Raw genomic sequence first — 21585 nt, 5'->3', positions numbered from 1 at the left:
AAAGGGAAATATAGACTATCCGGACTGTTTAAATATTCTATCTTAAAAAAGGAATATTTAAGCAGTGCAGAATGGAGAAAACAGCATAGCAGATGAAGAAGAATAAAAAAGCTCCGACATTTGTCAACACGCAAATCCTCATTCTTATCATTTATAGAGTTTATCTAGCATTTCACACCTATTTTATCCTACAACACTTGCAAGTCGATATCGATTCAGGGATTAATCTTCCATTATGTTATTATTTTCTTATTCAAAAGTCCAGGTAAATCAGAGAAAAACTAGCTTAAAAAAGCACATTTATATCTTCCTCACCGATGAAGGACAAGTTCATCGGTGAGGAAGATAGCGTTCATCGGTGAGGATCACCCTGTTGGTTTAAACCTAACGAACTCTTTTTCCGTTAGAAAAGACGCATATTCTGTCTGATATTATTCACTTTTCGCCTATATTTCTGCATATTATTGCACTTATTTATGCAGTTTTTTCTCTGATTCATCAATTTCGCAACGGTTATTTTCTAATATAATCTTAAAAACAGAACATCTGGACAGGATATGTTCATCCCCATTCAAGGGAAAAATGAATGTTCGTATCCAACATAATACAGTCGCAAATCATTGATTTATTCCACGGAATAGATTAACTTTGCCTGTACAAATTAAAAGCCTGCCAATATGAGCCAAGTGAAAGGAATACCATACGGAATATCCGACTTCAACCGGATGCGGAACGAAAACTTCTATTTCGTCGATAAAACCATGTATCTGCCCCTTATCGAGGAAATGCCCAGTTACCTTTTCCTTATTCGTCCGAGACGTTTCGGAAAAAGCTTATTCCTAAGCATGATGCGTACTTATTACGACATAATACAGAAGGATAACTTCGACAAGTATTTCGGTGACTTATGGATAGGAAGCCGTCCAACCAAACAACATAACAGTTTCCAAGTCCTTTTCTTCGACTTCTCAAAAGCAGGCTGCTCACTGCCGGGAGCAGATTTGATGAGTAGCTTTAATGAATATTGCAGTATCATCATCAACCAGTTTGCCCATGCATACGCATCTTATTATGATGAAGATTTCAAGTCAACAGTAGAAAGCATTGAAAGCGCTAAAGCAAAATTATCATATATAGAAGTAAAGGCTAAAGAAAAAGGATATCCTCTCTATCTGATAATTGACGAATATGACAACTTTACCAACGTCATATTGAGCGAACACGGACAGAAAATGTTCCATGACCTGACTCATGCCAGCGGCTTCTACCGTGAATACTTCAAGCAGTTCAAAGGTATGTTTGACCGAATTTTCCTAATGGGAGTCAGCCCTATCACACTGGATGATTTATCTAGCGGGTATAATATTGACTGGAATATATCGACTGATTCCCGTTTTAATGCCATGATAGGATTTGATGAAACTGAAGTACGTGAAATGCTCCGTTATTACCAACAAAATGGAAAGCTGGTCGGTGATGTAGAAGCGATGATTACAGAAATGAAACCGTGGTATGACAATTATTGCTTCGCCAGAACATCTTTGGACAACGACCGTGTGTTTAATTGCGATATGACTTTATACTATTTACGTAACCAAATTGATTTTCACCGTCCACCCGAAAATATGGTAGACAAGAATATCCGTACGGATTACAGTAAACTGAAAATGCTGGCACGCATTGACCACGACAACACCCATGAGGGAAGCCGCATGAGTACTATCGAAGAAATTGCGGCAAAAGGTGAAATACTGGTAGACTTACATACTTCGTTCCCGTCAGAAAAGATAGCAGATATAGAGAACTTCCGAAGCCTGCTCTATTATTATGGTTTACTTACCATGTGCGGCACCCGTGGCGACCGTCTGAAAATGTGCATACCTAACAATTGTGTGCGCGAGCAGTACCTTGGATTCTTGCGCGACTACTATCAACAGGCCCATACCCTGAATCTTTCACATCTGAAAGACTTGATAGATGATTTCGCCTTCGATGGTCATTGGCAACCATTCTTCGAAACCATCGCCCGTGCCTATCGGGAGAACTCTTCCATACGAGATGCGATAGAAGGGGAAAGAAACCTGCAAGGTTTCCTAAAAGCCTATCTTGCCATTGCTTCTTATTATCTCGTACAGCCGGAACTGGAAATGAACTATGGCTATTGTGACTTCTTCCTATTGCCGGACAAAATGCGTTATTCCGATATAGAACACAGCTATATCCTGGAGTTGAAATACGCTACACGTACAGCTACCAATGCTGAACTTGAAGCCCAAGCAGAAGAAGGAAGACAGCAACTGTTGCGATACAGTAAGGATAAAGTTGTGCAGAAACTGGCTACTGGAACGACACTTCACCTATTATTAATTCAGTTCCAAGGTTGGGATATGGTGAAATGTGAAGAAATAAATGCTTCTGCTATTCATCCTTCGGAATAACTTCCTGCATATAAATAGCATCCAAGCTCCAAAGAGCAGCATCATTCGTGCTAATGCTCGTACATTCATCTAATGGAGACGGTACTTCCGGCGGAAGTATGGTAGTGATGCGGAAAGGCGGTGCAGGTGTATGTTCCAACCGGGTAAACAAATCTTTCCAGGCTTCTTCAGCCATTTGGGTATTGCGCAAGTGATAAGCTGCGTAAGCCATCAGATGGGAGACACGAAAACGGCTATGGCTAAGTTCCCATGCTTTCTTCTTGTAACGTGCAGCATGATCAAGCCAGGCGTCTTTCCATTCGGGTATATCAATCATACGCATCATTTCATTGGCTATCTCAAATCCGCCCATGATCGTCATTAAATGGTTGGTTGTTTCCAATTTGGGGTCACATTCGGTTGTGATGATTCCTGTTGACGGATCAAATCCTAGAGCTTTGGGGCCGGTAAAGAGGCGGTTAGGCAGGACGGCAATGCTTTTCATTCCTGCTATTATTTTATCACGATAAGCAGTGTTACCTGTGCGCTCCCATTCTGTCATCCAATTACCGGCATAAGCCAGCCAGTCGGGACCGATACGCAAACGGGCGGGAGCGGTACAAGGATATTCACTGCGAGGTTGGGCCAGGCGCATAGGGTCCAAGTCATAGAGTTTGTGGTCGGCATCCTTCACTTCAGTCATTAAATCACCGCAACGTTCGTCTGTAGTAAGGTAATAGTAGAAACGGTTCCAGGCGGCCTGGCTGATTCGCGCTTCTTTAGCTCCGCATCCCCAATGACTTACATTATGCCGACTGCCTAATCCGGCATTGGGACCGATATGATAGACATCCACTTCGCCTGTATGACGCGTCATAGCTTCTGCCATACGCCAAATATCAATACGCCCGGTACGCAGGAAATTATACCATAGCCACATATTAGAAGCCAGTTCCGTATTGTCCCAGGCAAATCCTCCGACATCGTAACGCCAGGTATGACGAACAGGGTCATAAGCGTGCATCACATCACCATAATTCCAGAAACCGTACCACTTGTTTTGTTCGATTGCTTTCTGATAGAAGTCAATGTAAGCATCCAAGCGGTCTTCTACACGAGTACGGAATGGAGTAGTACGGTCGGGGAGACTCCATATCCCGAAAGCCTGGCGGGCATGAAGATAATTCGGGGTTGGCATTAACAGACTAGGGCTAGAAAATTGTTTGGCATAATCAGCAAAAGCCTTTTTTCCGGCATAGCCACTTTGTGGGATCAGTGTCAACGTAGTTGTACGGGCAATGCCGTATGGCGTGCTCATACCTTCTTGGACATCTTCATAGCTGGCATTCAGGTCATGAGCTATACGATCATAATGCCGTAAATCCATAGGCTCGGACTCCGGACTCCACAACCAGGCGGTAAGGGTAGCTACCGGGGTTCGTGCGTCTGAAATTTCAATAGAAGAGGGATAAGACTGCCAAAAGTCATGCATACAAAGTCCTAATCCTCCGGTAATATCTCCGACAAAAATATATCCATCGCTACGTGTGCCGGAAAAGGTTCCTATCCAGGGATTATCGTTATTGGCACGTTTACGAATGGAGAAAGCATCGGCAGTGAGTTGAGACAGACGGTAGTCATTCCATGAAGCCCAGTTATCGAGCAGAGAGCGGTTCTTTTCATCGAAAGATTCATAAGGCGGAATACGTTTGCCTTCCATTTGCTGCTGTTGCAGGGAGGGGTCATCAGTCGGCATCTGTTGTGCATCTTTCTTTTCATTACTGTTTTTCTTATTATCTGTCTTATTTAAAGTGAGTATGCGACGCCCTACCAATGGTTGTACCGGCTCGCTCCACACTCCTCCATCTGCACACGAAAAAGCAATATGACGATTATACAGAGCTTCACGCATAGGAACATCGAAACGGATACCCAAACTACGAATGAAATCTTTCTTCTGATCTCCGTCATAGATGAAGCTATGTACCATTTTGATCTGTTCACTACCACCATAAAAGTAGAGACGTACCACAAAAGGAAGCCACTCACGGTTATTCCGTTTGTTCATATCAGAGTTATTCGCATAGTTCCCTTCCCCTTCAGAGTGATTCGTATCAATCTTCTTATTCCTGTTCCGATGTATCCCTTCCAACTTTACAAGTGCCCGTACAGAGCCCAGACGTTCTATGGTTACTGATTTTATTTCTCCTATGTAATGAGTAAAAGATATTTGAGATGTATTTTCTTGAATCGGCTCGTTTTGCGTATTACAAATCAGACGCGCTTTCTCTCCTACTTTAGTTCCCTTATATAATAGGCTATCAATCAGGAAATCTCCGCGTCGGGGAATAAATACGGAAATTAGCCCTGTTTCAATTTGAATATCTTCAGGCGTTTCAGTGATTGCAATAGAAGCATTAGGCTGTTTATTGATAGTTTTTGCTTTCCGGGGGGCTTTTTCTAATGTCAGTCTTTCTGTTCCGGCAGGAATGACTCCGGCAACTCCGCTCCATTTCACGGAACCATCCGGCCAGTAAGCCAATGGCCAAGTATCTACCGGAATCTCTTGATTTCTATCTGTTTTTAACCGCAATGAAGTTTCTGGAAATAGGTAGCCTTCATCAAAAGGAACTCCGAAGCTTACAGCTTTGTCTTGTTCAGGAGTATTGCCGATCCAATGTAAAGGAACAGTAGACGTTTGGGGTGGCAAACATTCATAGCGGAAGTTTGTAATGCGGGTACGGGATAAGGTGGTACGAAAGCCGAACCATCCTTCTGTCAGAGGTTCGGCATCGCGGAAGTCCACCAGTCGCTTGCCGTCTATGTAATAACTAACCCTATTATTTTCATTTGTTATCTTAATGTGATACCAGTGATTCGCTTTTAGCAAATGTTCGGTATCTGTATATTCTTTCAATATGGCAGGACGTACTTTGGGATCTGTGATTCCTGCTTCATTGCCGTCATAACGACGGAAGCGTGTAGTAGAGTTATAATTTCCACCATATCCCATGTAATAGAGTTGCAAAGAATAACAATTCAGAAAGATTCCGCTACGCCACTTCTCACGTTTCCATATATTATCAGGATGTTTGGGGTCCGAAGCCATCCAAAAGCAATTCAGGTCACTCAAACGGTCTCCTTCTTTTTCTACAACTACACATGCATCATATTCAATGGTTACCCGTCCGCTCATCTTTTCTTTCCTCCATAAGGTAAGGCCTTTAGGAGACAGTATTTCAGCGGTATCACCCTGAAATGTCACTTTATAATCCGGAGATTCCGACTCTACCTTCCAATATTTATGAAACTGGCGGGCGTTGAGGCCGGAAACTTTATTGTTTTGTGCGTTTGTTCCTAAAGTGATGAAGAGGAACAAAAGGATAAAGAGTTTTTTCATATGTATATTTGCTATCTCACCTTACAAAGGTAGGGAGAGCCGATCAATTAAGAAATAGAATATTATCCATATATATGGCGATTCGTTCAACTATGAAAAAAAGAACAACCCGACAGTTAGCCGGATTGTTCTTTTTCAACAAACTCATATCAAATAAGAGATTTCTTATTCAAAAACCTTTTTATTCTGCTTTTTTCAAAGTTTCAGCACCTACATAGTAACCTAAGTTAGTTCCCTGGTTATATCCCATATTCTGCATCGCTTGAGACATATCATAATTATGATCGGTCATCAAGTGAGGAAGACGGAATTCGGTAGGATGATTCGTGGAGAATATATAAATAGATTTCATGTCACTTGAACCCATTATTACTTCTTCACGATAGTCACCGAGAAAATCACCATAGTAACAAGGATTGTATTTGGTGCTATGGTTACCGTCATTGCTACCGTAAGTTCCAAAATATACCAAACGAGTCTTATTCGTCTTGTTTACATCAGGGTTCTCTTTATAGCTCACGACACAAGCACGGTCCAGCATTTCTCTTGTCGGCTGCCCGCTCCAATAAATGGCTACATTATACAAAACTCCACCACCAATACCTGTAGGATATGTACTGGATACCAATCCACTGCCACTACAACTGAATACCCCTTCCTGCAAAGAAGACCAGTACTCAAAATTCGGGCTATCCGGATCGATATCTGCCACAATACAACGACCGACATCAGTAGTCGAACCCGCTCCATGGCCGGTAATCAAGCCACCATCTCTTGCATCAATCACTTGACATCCATAACCGTGTCCTTGTCCATTATAATTGCCCGGTTCTTCAAATGAAGCAACAATTTGCAATCCTGAACGGTCTTTTATAAATTTGCCAACACATAAACAGTCACCATGACCGTTTCCGGTACACCACAATTCGCTTCCATCATCATCTATAGCCGCAGAACCATACAAGATTTCATCTTTTCCATCATCGTCCAAGTCCGCTACACGAAAACTATGCGAACACATGGACAACCATTTTGAAGAATGTTCGGCTGTATCAAACTTCCAACGGGTTTCCAGTTTATTCCCTTTCAAATCGAGTGCCCATACTTGCCAATTATGATAAATACCTCTACTGATGATCAGACTGGGGTTGCTTGTTCTCACTCCGGTCGCTTCGTCAGGTATACCATCCAGATAAGCCACCCCGATAAAGAAACGGTCCATGCGGTTTCCGTAATCATCTCCCCAATATTCACTCCAATATTTAGCACGCGACGCTTTTGAACCACTTCCACCACGAGGAATATTATCCACCCGGGTAATTTCACGTCCATCATATCCACGGCAAATAGAGATATATTCGGGACCTTCCATTATCAAACCGCAAATTGTATTAATACTTGCTCCCGAATACCAGCCCACAGCGTCAGTCTGACGAATTCGATAATCGTTCACATTACCATAAGCATCGGTAATGACCTTACCATCCCCAAACTTTGTACCTTCTGAAGAGCGGAAAGCTATTTCACATAAACCATCTCCATCAAAATCGTATAAAATATATGAAGTATAATGTGAACCGGAACGAATATTGATTCCCAAATCAATTTGCCACAAAAAAGTACCATCCATCTTATAAGCTTCCAACAAGGTCGAACCATTATTCCATCCCCCCTGGTTGGCACCATCATACGGTTCTCTCTTCACCACAATCTCCAATTCACCGTCACCGTCCAAGTCACCTAGCTGAATATCATCAGGAGAATATGTAATCGACGCATCGGGTACATTCATGTTTAATCTAATCTCATGATAAAACTTTTCTGCCATTTCAGAGGTAAAGGTATAATCGCAAAGCGTTTCAGCCTGATTGGCAAGAGTGACCCGGTATACATTCGTTTTTGATACATCAATATCCGCATCCACCCAAGAAGTAGTATTCGAAATAGGTTTCTCATTCAATTTCACTTCCGTCTCGCCGTCTACCGACTTATAAATATCAAAAGCAACATTAGACGGATCGGTCTTCAGTAATCTCCAGCTAATCAATGCGGATGATATGCCGGAAGAGTTATTGGCGTCAACATTTGGTGCCGGGTCGTAACTAACCCACATTGCACGGCTACCCGTTATAACTTCAGTAGGCAGAGGCGGCAACTCCTCTTCCGTCTGATTGCCATTGCTCACTTCAACGACGGGGTCATTATCCGAGCAGGCAACTATGGCCAGCAGACAAAACAGCCCCAGTATTATATAATGTTTCTTCATTTCTTTCGTTTTTTTATTCTATAAACATCCGTTCTATGCAAGAATATCCTATCACTATTCATCAGCATTCCGGTTGTGGGTTACCACCCCGGATTCTGCTCCAAATTAGGATTCTTAGATTTTTCACTCTGCGGAATCGGGAAGAAATACATCTTATCATCCCAACTTCTTTCTTTTACCTTACGTTCATACGTATAAGTATCATCCCCATTCTTCGTAATCTTCATTTCAACAATGTTCTTGAAATGTTTGTCACCCTCCTTCCAACGACGTACATCCCAAAAACGATGTCCTTCAAAGGCCAATTCTACCATACGTTCATTCTGATATTTCTTCCAGAAAGCATCATTGGTCATCCCTTGAGGGAATCCGGGCATCTCGGCACGCGTACGAACTACTTTGATAGCATCCACAGCCGAAGTTGTAAATTCATTATCCGTTGCATACGGACTACCCAGATACTTATATACAGCTTCCGCATAATTCAAATAGAACTCTCCAAAACGGAATGTAATCCATGAATGATAGGTCTTTGAAGCTGTACCGGCACGTAAGTCTACTGCCGTCTGACAATACTTCTTCAGATAATAGCCAGTCGGAGTTCCGCCACTCAAAGGCTCCGCATTTAGTCCGCCCTGATAGGTTTGCAGAGGAACAGTATTCCAGTTAGGCCACTTTTCGTCCCCATTCTTGGCAATAGTCAGATAGAAACGAGGGTCGCGGTTGGTATAATAAGGATTAGCAGGATCATAGTTATCCAACTCGTCCGGACGCAACCCTGTATCCTTCATCTCATACGCATCCACCAGTGTCTGTGTGGGACAGTTTCCACCTTTACAATTTTCCAACCCTACCGGGAAGTTATATCCCTCAAAAGAATTAGTGGTAGTAGTGGCACGACGGAGAAAAATCAATTCATTAGTAGCGTCATTGTAATTGTCCTTGCTCCAAAGTGATGAATAATCCTCCACTAAGAGTTTTGCCTTTTCAGCAAACCCATTACTGTCATCTAAAATTTCCTTATTGGCTTTAGCTGCACGATACCACAGTTCTCTATTATCAGTCGGATTAAATAAAGGACTTGCCGCATACAATGCTGCACGAGCTTTCAAGGCCAATACCGTTTTACGGTTGGCACGTCCTGTTTCCGCCGGACTACTAGGCAATGCCATATCTCCCAGTTTACTGTAATCGACGATAATCTTATCTTTAATATCATCACATTCGGCTATGATATAATCAAAAATCTCCTGTGCCGGTCTGCGCGATAACGTATTCGATTCTTCGGCTGTTAATATATGGTCGCTAAACGGCACATCTCCATATTGCCGTACCAAGTTAAAGTAGAAATATGCACGAAGGAAACGTACCTCATACTGGTAATTGGTATAGCGGAACATCTGTTGTGCATAATCACTGTTCAAAGCCAACTCGGGAAATGTCAGTCCGGTAAACTTCTCCAGATATAAATTACAATTGGCTATCCCTTCATAACAGGACGTCCACATGCTACTTTTAGCATTCGACGGACTCCAAGAACCATTGTAAAAGTCTTCAATCTGATTTCCCGAATAAGCATATTCGGACTCATCGGTAGCAGAACCAAGAATTGCCCCGCTATAGTTTCCAAAGTCCACATCCATGGACAAATAGATATTTGTTATCAGCCCTCCTACATTACCGAAGTTGAGCTTCACAAAATCCTCATCATAATTATTGTACTCATGATATTCCATCTTATCTGAGCAGGAACCGAGTGCGGCTACACACATCATTCCGTAGATAATGTTTTTCAGTTTCATTCTTTCGCTTTGTTTTTATGATTAAAAACCAATCGTAACACCGACTACTACACTCTTATTCAGCGGAGTCGCTACACCATAACATTCCGGATCTGTCACATCAATATGATCTGAACAGAACAAGTCTGTTCCTCTGACATATAACTTGGCACTCCCCAATATCTTAGTCTTCTTCATCCATTCTTCCGGAAATCTGTAATACACCTCCGCGTTACGTAACTTCAAGAATGACCGGTCCGCCAACCAAACTGTATTAGCCTGATAGTTATTGGCATTACTCTGTGAACTCAAACGAGGATATTTGGCATTTTGATTTTCCGGTGTCCAACGATTCTCATAATAATGAGTAGAAAGTGTCGTATTATTTATCAACGGCCAAAACATACTCTTCGTATTCAAGACAGCAGAATAGTTACCTGTTCCCTGAAACATTACATCTACTCCAATCCCTTTCCATTCGGCTCCCAAATGGAAAGAATAATAAATTTCCGGAGCCGTCGTACTATAACCGATAGCTGTTTTATCATTGGCATCAATGATTCCGTCTCCATTCACATCTTTATATTTTATGTCTCCCGGCACTACCGTACTAAAGTTTTGCGGAAGGCTGTTTGCTATATCTTCTTTATCTTTGAAGAAACCTTCAGCTACCATTCCATATACTTGTCCCAACCGATTTCCTGTTTGCACAAGATTCTTATACAAACGCGGTTCTTCCAGTTGTTCCTTAATTTCATTCTTATTCCAAGCAAAATTACCGCCAAGGTTGAACACTACATCTCCTAACCGTTTCGTATAGTTAAGTCCTAGTTCCACGCCATAGCTATCAACGATTCCGGCATTCTCGAACGGAGCATCTACGCCCAACACATCGGTATATTTTCCTTCGGAAGAGACCCAAATATCTTTTCTCCGTTGGTAATAGCCTTCTGCCGTCACGTCCAGTCCATTGAACAACACGGCATCAACACCAACATTGTATTTATACGCTTTCTCATGTGTCGAATTAGCAGTTGCCAGGCGCCCGATAATAGTACTTCCGAATTCAGAGTCGTAACTACTGTTAAACTTATATTGCGTACCGGTAGTCGTATAAATCTGATCCCAATAGTCATATACGGTAGTACTTCCGTCTTTAGGCAGATAATCAACATTGATCACTCCAAACGAAGCGCGCAATTTCAGGAAGTTCACCCAAGACACATCTTTCAACCATTTTTCTTCCGAAAGCACCCAAGCAGCAGAAATGGTAGGCGAGAAAGCCCATTTATGCCCCGGTGCCAATAAACTGGAGGCCGAGCCAACCAATGCCAGATCCAAATAATAGCGATTAGAGAAACCTACATGATTATACCAGGATACATTTTGCCGATAAATAGTAGTGTTCAATCCGTATGAATCACGATACTCATAATCCCATTTGAATTGAGAATACACATCCCACTTCCGAAACGAGCGATTGTAATCGACACTACCTGCAAAGTTAAATTGGCGCGCCCAGTTGTCAATACCTGCACCCGAACCCATTTCACTGGATTCGCCACCTGAAATGGCAGTATAAAACGGACCGTTAGTTGTCCAGCTTGTTGCATAACCGGCATACGTATAAGTCTTGCTATGGTCTTCCAGAATATTGGAATAGTTGTCATAAGCTAAACGAAAGTTTGCTCCCAATCCTTTCAGCAAACCAGATAAATCTTGTGACAAGGTAAGGTCGGCAAACAAACTGCGAGAGTGTCCTTTAGAATAAGCAGCTCCCTGCGATTGTGCGACAGGATTCGATGTTCCCGCCCAAGTAGTACTTCCTCCCCAACTGTCATCTTCCGTACGAACCGGAAAAGCTGCAGAAGGAATCGAATAAATCATATCCCATAGGTTAACCGAAGCCCCCGGAATCCGAGATTCGGACAAGGTACCGAGAAGATTCAACTTCAATTTGGTAGTGGCGGTTAAATCAATATCCAGATTTGTACGCAAATTAGCACGTGAATACATATTCTGTGTAGAATATCCGTCATTTGCATTCGGGGTTTTGATAAACCCTTTGTCTGTTAATAAATTCGCCATAGTATAGTAGCGGAACTTTGCTCCTCCCCCACGGAATTCGATCGTATATTTATTAGAAACTCCTCTGTCTTTAAAGGTTTCATCAATCCAGTTCACATTAGGATAGAGATAAGGGTACATACGGGAAGCCCCTCCACTACCTACTCCATTACGGAAAGCATTGACTTCTTCCGGAGTATACCGAGCTCCCAAACCTTCATATCCACGCGCTTCATTCACTGCAGAAGCATACGTAGCTGCATCTACAAATTCCGGACGTCGAGACTGAGTGTTAATGATATGATCATACGTAAAAGTTATCTCTTTTGTTTTGTACTTACCACGCTTTGTAGTAATCAAGATCGCACCGTTCACCCCTTTGTATCCGTACAATGCCACAGCCGCGGCATCTTTCAGGATGGAAACGGATTCTACTTCTTCTGGGCTCACCAAGCTCATGTCTCGTTCCAAACCGTCAACCAGCACAAGCGGTGTACTACTTGACAAGCTCTGCAAACCACGTACATAAAAGGTAGGATCTGCCATTAACCCGGTACTGGCCGCATTCTGCAAAGTAGTAAGGCCCAATCCATATCCATATAAAGAATTGGATATATTCCGGGAAGACCGCTTATTAAACTCTTCGTTATAGGTGGTAGAAACAGCTGCTGTTGATTCATGACGACTGAATGTCCGGTTAGCTCCCACATCAATAGTCTGAGCTGCATATCCCATCACAATAGTCATCGGACCATCAGTCTTTGCCACAACTGTGGTAGAGCCTTTGTCGACAGAAACGACACTCAAACGTTGTCCTTTCTCGACCGCAATCTCGAATTTACCATCTTTATCAGTTTCAACCCGGGTCTCCACTGCGCCACCTTCCACATTAACGGACGCTCCATAGACTGGGTTTCCCGATTTATCAACAACAATACCTATAATGTTGTTGTCTGTATTCTGTGCTCTGACCGGAATGCTCAAACAAACCAGTAAAGCCAGTATCAGAATCTTATTTTTTCTCATATAAATCAATATTCAATATTGTTTTAATCTATTTCGCTGTCTCACATTACCAACCCGGATTCTGAATCAATCCATATCCTTTGTTAATTTCCGTTTGCGGGAATGGAGAAAGATACCATTTGGGATCAAATCCGTATGTCCACCACCGACGGACCGGCTTGGATAACTCAAACCTTTCATATTCAAAACGAGTAGGCTGCAATGCCCCCTTGTTCTTATCTCCTTCATTCCATTTAGCATTTCCCGTTATACGATTACCGGTATCATCCAAACGATAGGCGAGCAACCCGTGCAGGCGCTTCTCGAAACGATCGGCACGCTTGTAACGGACAAGATCAAAGTAACGGCTATCTTCAAGCCCCAATTCCCGAACACGCTCGCACAGCAATTCTTCCAATAAGGCTGCTTTGTCAGAAAGTAAATTCTTATCTGTAACACACTCCGCCAAATCTTTCTTCAATCCTACGCGGGCACGTACTATATTCATTTGGTCAATAGCACCCCGGTGATCATTCTTGGCTTGAAGCAAGGCCTCTGCATAAGTTAAATAAATGTCAGATAAACGAAGATATACCCAATGCGTATACTGACGTTGGTACTCTGTTCCCAAATAATATTTCATATTTTTATAACCAGTCGCATAGTTACCTGATTCAAGTGCAGCATTTTGTCCTTCATCGTATCCTCCGACCCACAATTCATAAGGTAAACCGGACATTGTTCCTGCACTCCAGTCTAACATCTTCGGCAATCCGTTTACCATGCAATGCTCATACAGACGAGGATCACGGGTTAATACGATTTCCGACAATAGTTGTTCTCCATTTTTGAATGTTCCGGTCAGGAACATTGCATCCAACTTACCTTCTGTTTCCGTCTTTTTCCAGTCAAACGAAGTACCGTCGGCCCATGGGAACATCTCCACATATTCCTGTGTAGGCGGATATTCGGTACGACAAAGTGACGGAACAGCCCAGGAATGCCACATATAAGAACTTGAGTTGAAAGCGTCCGACATATTCGTGCGGACAGAATGCAAGACCTCCTTGCTGTTCTGACGAATATATCCCATACGATATGCCTGCCGATACTGTTCCGGTGTTTCTTCCGAAGCCTTATTCAGGCTATATCCGCCTTGACTCTCCAGCTCTTTAAAGAATGCTTCACAAGCCTTCAAACAGTTATCCCAAAGTTCCGCATGGTAGCCGCCGTACCATACCAGATGCTGCTGTTCAGCCTCTGAGTTTCCTCCTGCATATCCGTTGACATCGTTAAACAACGGAGAAGCGGCAAATTGCCAGATTTTGCATTTCAATGCCATCGCACCGGCCTTTGTCCAGTGTCCGGCCTTGCTGGCAAGATCGGCATCAGCATAAGCCCACACCAATCCACCGGAATTGATAGCATCATCCAACATCTTTATCATGTAGTTAACAGTCTCCTCTACCGTAGCACGGGGGATTTCATAACCTGACTCCGTACCGGTGAATGAAGCATATAACAATGGAAGACCTCCATAATGACGGAACATATCAAAATAGCGTGCCGCAATCAGGCATTTAGCTTCTGCCACCAACTGAGTTTTTTCAGTGCTATCCATGCCCGGCACTCTATCTATATTTTCCATTAACAACCAGCACCAGCGCACTACTTCCCATACCATTTCCCGTGTATATGGGAAAATATTACCACGCGTGCCATAGTTGGCATTGAGAGAACCCAAATAATACTGCTGATATACAGTTGCGTCACTAAAATAAAGTGACCAGCAGTCTGTTAGCGCATCCTTCTTTCCTAAATAAGGACTGGAAGAATCAGGAATATTACCGTTACTGTCCGTATTATAAGGTAATCCGTAATACTGTCTACTGTAACAGGTATTCAAAAATTGGCGCGTATATTCCGCACTATTGAACACTGTGTCAATAGTAGCATTTCCGCCCGGTGCCTTATCCAAAAAAGAGTTTCCGAATTTAATTTCGTCCACACATGAAGTGGAAACCAAACAAACCGCCGCTCCCAACATCGCACCGATGAACCATTTATTTTGTAATTTCATTGTATCTTTCCTTTATCTATTTTAGAATCCTAATTTCAAGCTCAACGTATAAGTCTTGGACAATGGATAAGAAGGTGCATTAGTAGCTCTTGCCTCCGGATCACCCCACAAATAAGGTGTAATCGTCCACAAATTATATCCTGCAAAAGCCAACTGACATGTATTCAGTCCAAGTTTCTTCATTAATGGGAAGTGAAAATTGTATGCCACCTGAAGAGTTTTCAAACGCAAGTATTTGGCATCTTTCTCATATAAAGTGGAAGTAGCATAATTATTCTTTGCATTATCAATGGTAGCTCTCGGATACTCCGAAGATTGTGACGGATTTTCCGGTGTCCATGTATGATCCAGATGGTATGCCAACAATCCTCCCTGCTCGCTATTGGAAGATGAATAAAACGGTTGACGAAATACATCCGAAATCATACGACTTACATTCCAGGCCCCTGTCCATTGAGTACTTATTTCCAGATTCTTCCAACTGAATCCTAAATTAATACCTAGCATATATTCAGGATCGTCTGTAAAGCCATAGTCATAACTTGCATCATTTGCATCAATCTTACGGTCACCATTCAAGTCAACATATACTGCATCTCCATTTTGAAGAATACTCTCGTGAGTGGGGAACGGACGATTAAATGTCTGCTCATATAGCGCAGGTGTATCCTCATCATAGAAGCGCCAGAAAACATATTGACTACGCGAACCGATACGGTGTCCCTTCTGATATTGATATAAATTATTCTGCGGTGCTTCCTTCTTTTCAAGAATCTCATTCTGATTATAAGAAAGGTTAATACCCGCCCAATAACGGAAATTATCGCCAATCTTATCGTTCCATTTTAAAGAAAGTTCCCAGCCCCAACTGTCTACACTTCCTAAATTTGAATAGGGAGTAATGAACCCTAACATTCCCGGAGCTGTACCGTCACGCAAAAGGATGTCATTACGACGTTCTTTATAATATTCAAAGGTTGTTTTCAGACGGTCATCAAGGAAGTTAATATCAACACCATAGTTCCGTTTCAGAGCTTTTTCCCATGTCACAGCAGGGTTATTCTTAGCTACCTCACGCGCACCCAGACTAACAGTACCATTATCTGTTCCGAATCCATATCCCCAGGCGTTAGTTGCTCCTCCACTTGCCGTTACACGATTTGCCAAGTCACCTAAACCGACATTATATGGATCAGCCATATACATAAACCGCGATCCTCCAATATTATCGTTACCTACCAAACCGACACTGGCACGTAATTTCAAGAAGCTAACCACCGACTTCAAAGGACGGAAAAACTTCTCTTCACTCATCACCCAACCTATAGAACCAGCCGGGAAATAAGAAAAGCGCAAATCGGACGCAAAGTTTTCCGAACCGTTATAACCCACATTAAACTCTGCCATATAGCGGCTCTTCCAATCATAAGTGACACGTCCGACTAATCCGACATATCCATGAGGAATGTCCGAATATAATTTCGGATAATACTCTTTCTGTTGATTATACAAAACTAAGGCTGTCACCGTATGATCACCAAAAGTACGATTATAATTAAAGCTGGCTTCCATATACCAATTACGTGCTTTGCCTGTAGTATACGAATACTTCACATCTGTATTCTCTCCAAACTTACGATAAGCAATACTACCGTCATCCATCAATACAGGAGTGTATGTAGCAATAGACCCACCAGAACCGACTTTATTAACTGTAAACGAGCTGTTATAAGATCCCTTCACTTTAAAAGAAAGTCCTTTAGTCAAGAAGTCCATTTTTTGATCCAGAATCACATCCACATTCAGCGAATTGTTGCTGGTCTGGCTGAACCCATTTCCATAATATCCCATACCTGTACCTCCTGTAAATGGTAATTTCAGTCCGTCTGAATAAGTCTCATCGCTCGAATTTACCAATTTTCCATCTATGATTCCCGGACTGGAGAAAGGAGTAGCATAATACATATTTTTAATCAATCCGGAAGATCCCTGACTCGTACGCGGTTGATCTGAATTATTCACATTACCACTAATATTGAATGACAAAGTAGTCGTTTTAGTGACATCCATATCCAAGTTTGTACGATAGTTAAACCGACGGTACTGATAGCTTAAATTATAAGGAAGATCAAACTCACTAAAAAGTCCTCCTTGCGTATAAGCACCTGCAGAGATGAAATAACGTACTTTATCTGTTCCTCCCGAGATGTTCAGATTATGCTGGCTCTGAAGCGTAGAGCTTTTCATAATATAGTCAGCCCATTGTATATTTGGGAAACGAATAGGATCGGAACCATCTGCAAATTTTTGAATCACGCCATCACTAAATAAGGCAGATTTGCCATCACCGGACATCATTTGATTATGAAAACGGGCATAGTCATAGGAACTTGCCTGTTCTACCATTTTTGTAGGCATCAATACAGAAGCAGAAGTAGTAAACGAAATTTTCGCCTTTCCTTCCTTTCCTCGTTTAGTTGTAATCAAAATGACCCCATTTGCTCCACGAATACCAAATACGGCTGTTGCCGAAGCATCTTTCAAGATAGAAATGGATTCAATTTCATTCGGGTCGATATCACTCATACTTTCACGATCCACACCGTCTACCTGAATTAACGGTGAAGAATTTTCCCAAGTAGCTTTACCACGAATAAAAATTTCAGCGGCATCCGCTCCCGGCTCACCGGAATATTGTACGGTAGTCAAACCTGTCATCTGCCCTCCTAATACATTGGAAACCGAACCTACAGATACACGGGTCAATTCTTCTCCCTTCACACTAGCGATAGCTCCTGTCATGGTCACTTTCTTCTGCGTACCATAAGCTACGATTTCCACCTCTTCAAGTGCTGTCACATCCTCTACCAGAATGACTTTCATGTCATTTTTCGCTACTACTTTTTTATCGGTATAACCTATAAAAGATACTTTCAATTTCGCACCGGGACGTACATTTATTCTAAATACACCGTCAATATCGGTAATTGTACCATTAGATGTTCCTTCCGCAAGTACACTTGCTCCAATTATCGGTTCGCCTTGGCTATCTACTACTGTTCCTTTTATAGTACTTTGCTGCTGTACAACTTCGATGGCTGCCGAGGCTGTTTGCAATCCCCATGCAGGTGCAAAAGTTGCTATAGTGAAAAACAGAGCGACAGGTAAGGTTGTCCCCTTTATAAAGTTTTTCTTATTCATATATGTATATGTTCATGATATAAGTATAATTTTAACGGACTTTATATACCGTCATTATTTTAGAATGCAAGCATCATACGGAAATAACCGGCACGCGAATCACGTTCACAAATTATGTGATATCTTCCACCAGCCATACCGTGTGTCCATTGGTTGGCTGGAGAACGCTGTGTGCTACTCCAATAGTGTCCACTGTTAGTTCCTGACTCGACAGAGGTCATCTCATCACCATTTACATTCTTGAGACAACGGTTAATAACACTCAAATTCTTAGCGACTGTATCCCAACACATTATAGAGGGCAAATACCAAGGAGTCACATTTGCCGGAATAGCTTCCGCTTCACGATAAGCCTTGATATACGCATAAGCATGGTCGCAAGTAGAAGGACTACCCATACCTTCGTAACACATAGTAAGTAACTGTGTATTATTGTATCCCATTAGTGCTGGGAAAACCAATGAAGCATCATTCTTGTTAACATCCTTCTCTGTGTTACAACCTACAAACTTGTTTGCCCAATTCTCATCTGAAGTAAACCAGTCTGAATAATAACCGGACTTACTTGAATGGAACATTTTCAAAGCAACATCATTTTGTTCACTATCTTTTACCACAGAATTCTTAATAGATAGCACTATACCGTGCGTACATGCAGGGAAATCGCGACGCAAAGCATCAACTTCTGCTGAATAGAGTTCAGTATGTGTTACACTGGGTTGTGAATTTCCTACATAACATACAATACCAATCACATTCTCCGGCACCGTTTCCGCATCTACTGAAACTATTTTTCCATCTGCACAAAAATAGTCTCCTACCTGCAAAGTATGGTTGATTTTACTTTTATCTTCGATGGTATACATTTTCGCCGTTCCTCCTTCCAGCGTACCTTTAGCTTCATATTCCATCTCACTTACTCCAGAATAAGTACCCTTAATTGAGAATTCCTTCTTCGGATTAACCAAGAAACGGTATGTATCCGTACTTTCCTGATAATAAGGAGTTGCTTGAGTATTGTTCACTGTAAACGAACCGGCTGTTAATGGTAACAAATAATCATCTATACCGCCATTTGTAAAGCTATAGGTCAAATTAGGCATCTTCACTACCGCAAGAGCCATCCGATGTTGCATAGTAAAAGCGATCTGTCCTTTCAAACGATCCCCCTGAACACTACCCGTACTCGTCATCAAATCATATTGTGTATAATTTCCTTCATTTTGTTCACTGCCTATTTTCCAATTGTTGACGTATGTTTCAAAAGGATCCACCTTCGTCGGATCAAAAGTCACATTCGCATTATACGGATAGTATGCATAAAAAGTCATCCGCTGAAATTGTGAACCTTTGTATTCAATAGGATCCCCTCCATCAGTCAATTCCCAATAGCCATCTGTCAGTGTGAATTTCCGATTCTTGATATCCTCTACCACCGTTTCTCCTCTTACCGCAAATATACCGATAGCATCTCCGTTAGAAAATCGGGTAGTATATCCATTCTCTGTAGCACGTGTCTTACCACTTTCGTCCATAAATCCTTCATCAGACACACTAATCTGAAATCCCTGCAAAGAATCCGGTGTTTCTCCGGTGAGTTCTTCATTTTGCGAGCAAGACGCAACTATGGCTGCGCCAGCCAGAAAAAGCATTGATATATAATTATATATTTTCATAAATCTCATGTTTATATTTTTAGCATTTTTATCTATATTAGATTGGTAAACAGATCACTTCACAACAGGCTGTGGAGTTACGGTTTCTTCTGTAATATTCCAACTAGGATTAGTTATCTCTGTTCCAGTTTCAGCTATACTCGGGTCGGATGTTATAGGATCGTGGTTTTCATCCTCCCATCCTATTATTTGCGTTTGTTCTGTAATTGTCAACACATAATTATTGTCCTCGTATTTATTTGTCTTGATGATGTAATTATAAGAAAATCCTGATTTCAATTCTGTCAAGTTAGCAAACTCGGCTTCATAAAGATAACCGTTCATTCTAGCTTGGATAGTTACTTTGCCTTGCACCTTCTGTGGCAGTAAAATAGCTTGTACTGTATAATTATCCTGCTCTCCTATTTTATCCCAATAAATATCATCTTTATCCGTAACAGGGTCTTCACTGACTGTTGTCTCCCCTGTTTTAGGATTAAATGTACCATTATTCTTAAGCCCAATAAGATAACAAGTTATATCTGCCAAGTCCACACCTTCGCCAGCTTGAAACTCCAATCTAATACGACTCATCACATGATTGAATGCTAATGTCACGTTCGGGGTTTGTGATGTAGCCTTCCCTTTGGCAAAAAGAAAATCTATCTTCGCACGTTCTTCTGCTGTAGCTTGATTTTCACTAGCTGTAGTCACTTCTAATGCAGGTTGTTCTTCACCTGATGTACCAGAAAATGGAGCGTATGCCACTACATCATACTCTCCGGAACCTAATACCCAAATTTCTTCTGCATTTCCTCCTTTTGCTGCAAAAAGACCATTGCCCTTGTATTTGTAATGAATATTCACTTGTTCCGTACCACAAGTGATTCCTACCGAGTCTTCTGCCTCCCAGTTTGTTTCCGTAGCTCTTGTAACAAGATTGCTAGCCTCATGATTGTTTATTACTGCACTAAAAGAAACTTTCGCTCCCGTATCACCGGTAAACTGAATATCAGTTTCTTTAATATCGTTGCTACATCCTGCTAAAAGTAGTAAGGCAACAGCAGTTGTGACATAGTTTTTTTTCATACCATGTTTTTTAAAGTTAAACATATTTTTGTTGATTAGTAAAATCGTCGTAAAGTAAAAAAGACAATGGCTGCATTCTTTTCCAACCAGCAATTGAAATAAATGAAGCCTTTTTTTTGTTGTTTTCCATATTCATTAGTTATATCTGTTAAGTTAAACAAAAGTTAGATTCTCTTTTTAAACATAACTACCTGCGCATCAAACGACTACATACAGCTAGCAATCAATTGAGGATAAGATTTGAACAATTAGTACCATTAATATCTTTTTTACCTATTATGAGTTATCCGGTATGCGAATCTTTCTTCGTTCCACTATAGTTATCTTTGCGTTTGACTATAGTTATCCGCAAGGGTAACTATAGTGTACTTTGCGGATAACTATAGTGGAACGAAAAAAGGATAGCGATCGGAATGAAATCGATTAGCAAAAGAAGGAACTAAAAATAGCAGTGAAAAACTATCTATACTATAGCAATTGGTCAAGTACGGCACGGAACACCTTATCGGCATGTTCTTGCATAATCTTAATATAATTAAAGATAGGACGGTTATTTTTCATACTGTGTCCGATACAGTATTCTATTTTTTCAATTTGAATGCCTAAATCATATCCGTGTTGTGC

General features: G+C 41.6%; 9 protein-coding genes. 1 reads left to right on the top strand and 8 read right to left on the bottom strand.

Annotated elements, in window-relative coordinates:
* Positions 1 to 677 precede the first annotated feature (677 nt).
* Positions 678 to 2438 carry an ATP-binding protein gene (locus HMPREF9010_RS04935; protein ID WP_004301572.1) on the top strand — a complete coding sequence of 587 codons (1761 nt, stop codon included), beginning with the start codon at positions 678 to 680 and terminating at the stop codon, positions 2436 to 2438.
* Here the strand turns inward: HMPREF9010_RS04935 and HMPREF9010_RS04940 are convergent.
* The 8 genes from HMPREF9010_RS04940 to HMPREF9010_RS04975 form a co-directional block, all read right to left on the bottom strand.
* Positions 2419 to 5817 carry a DUF6250 domain-containing protein gene (locus HMPREF9010_RS04940; protein ID WP_004308493.1) on the bottom strand — a complete coding sequence of 1133 codons (3399 nt, stop codon included), beginning with the start codon at positions 5815 to 5817 and terminating at the stop codon, positions 2419 to 2421. The genes HMPREF9010_RS04935 and HMPREF9010_RS04940 overlap by 20 nt on opposite strands.
* A gap of 181 nt (positions 5818 to 5998) precedes the next feature.
* Positions 5999 to 8083: a hypothetical protein gene (locus tag HMPREF9010_RS04945; protein WP_008650760.1), complete on the bottom strand. Its 2085-nt coding sequence runs from the start codon at positions 8081 to 8083 to the stop codon at positions 5999 to 6001.
* 80 nt (positions 8084 to 8163) lie between these two features.
* The gene (locus HMPREF9010_RS04950) at positions 8164 to 9885 is read right to left on the bottom strand and encodes a RagB/SusD family nutrient uptake outer membrane protein (RefSeq protein WP_004301569.1); all 1722 of its coding nucleotides are present in this window, start codon (positions 9883 to 9885) and stop codon (positions 8164 to 8166) included.
* A gap of 21 nt (positions 9886 to 9906) precedes the next feature.
* Positions 9907 to 12957, bottom strand: a complete 3051-nt coding sequence (locus HMPREF9010_RS04955; RefSeq protein WP_008650758.1) for a SusC/RagA family TonB-linked outer membrane protein — start codon at positions 12955 to 12957, stop codon at positions 9907 to 9909.
* Positions 12958 to 13003: 46 nt separating this feature from the next.
* The gene (locus HMPREF9010_RS04960; RefSeq protein WP_008650756.1) at positions 13004 to 15016 is read right to left on the bottom strand and encodes a RagB/SusD family nutrient uptake outer membrane protein; all 2013 of its coding nucleotides are present in this window, start codon (positions 15014 to 15016) and stop codon (positions 13004 to 13006) included.
* 21 nt (positions 15017 to 15037) lie between these two features.
* Positions 15038 to 18217: a SusC/RagA family TonB-linked outer membrane protein gene (locus tag HMPREF9010_RS04965; protein ID WP_004301566.1), complete on the bottom strand. Its 3180-nt coding sequence runs from the start codon at positions 18215 to 18217 to the stop codon at positions 15038 to 15040.
* A gap of 59 nt (positions 18218 to 18276) precedes the next feature.
* Positions 18277 to 19902: a fimbrillin family protein gene (locus HMPREF9010_RS04970; RefSeq protein ID WP_004301565.1), complete on the bottom strand. Its 1626-nt coding sequence runs from the start codon at positions 19900 to 19902 to the stop codon at positions 18277 to 18279.
* Between the two features lie 45 nt (positions 19903 to 19947).
* Positions 19948 to 20961 (bottom strand): fimbrillin family protein, encoded by a 1014-nt coding sequence (locus HMPREF9010_RS04975; RefSeq protein WP_157452186.1) that lies wholly within the window; start codon positions 20959 to 20961, stop codon positions 19948 to 19950.
* Between the last annotated feature and the right edge of the window lie 624 nt (positions 20962 to 21585).

It is taken from the genome of Bacteroides sp. 3_1_23 (genome assembly GCF_000162555.1).
In the GTDB taxonomy this organism is placed as follows: Bacteria; Bacteroidota; Bacteroidia; order Bacteroidales; family Bacteroidaceae; genus Bacteroides; species Bacteroides ovatus.
This window is presented reverse-complemented; position numbering and strand designations above follow the sequence as displayed.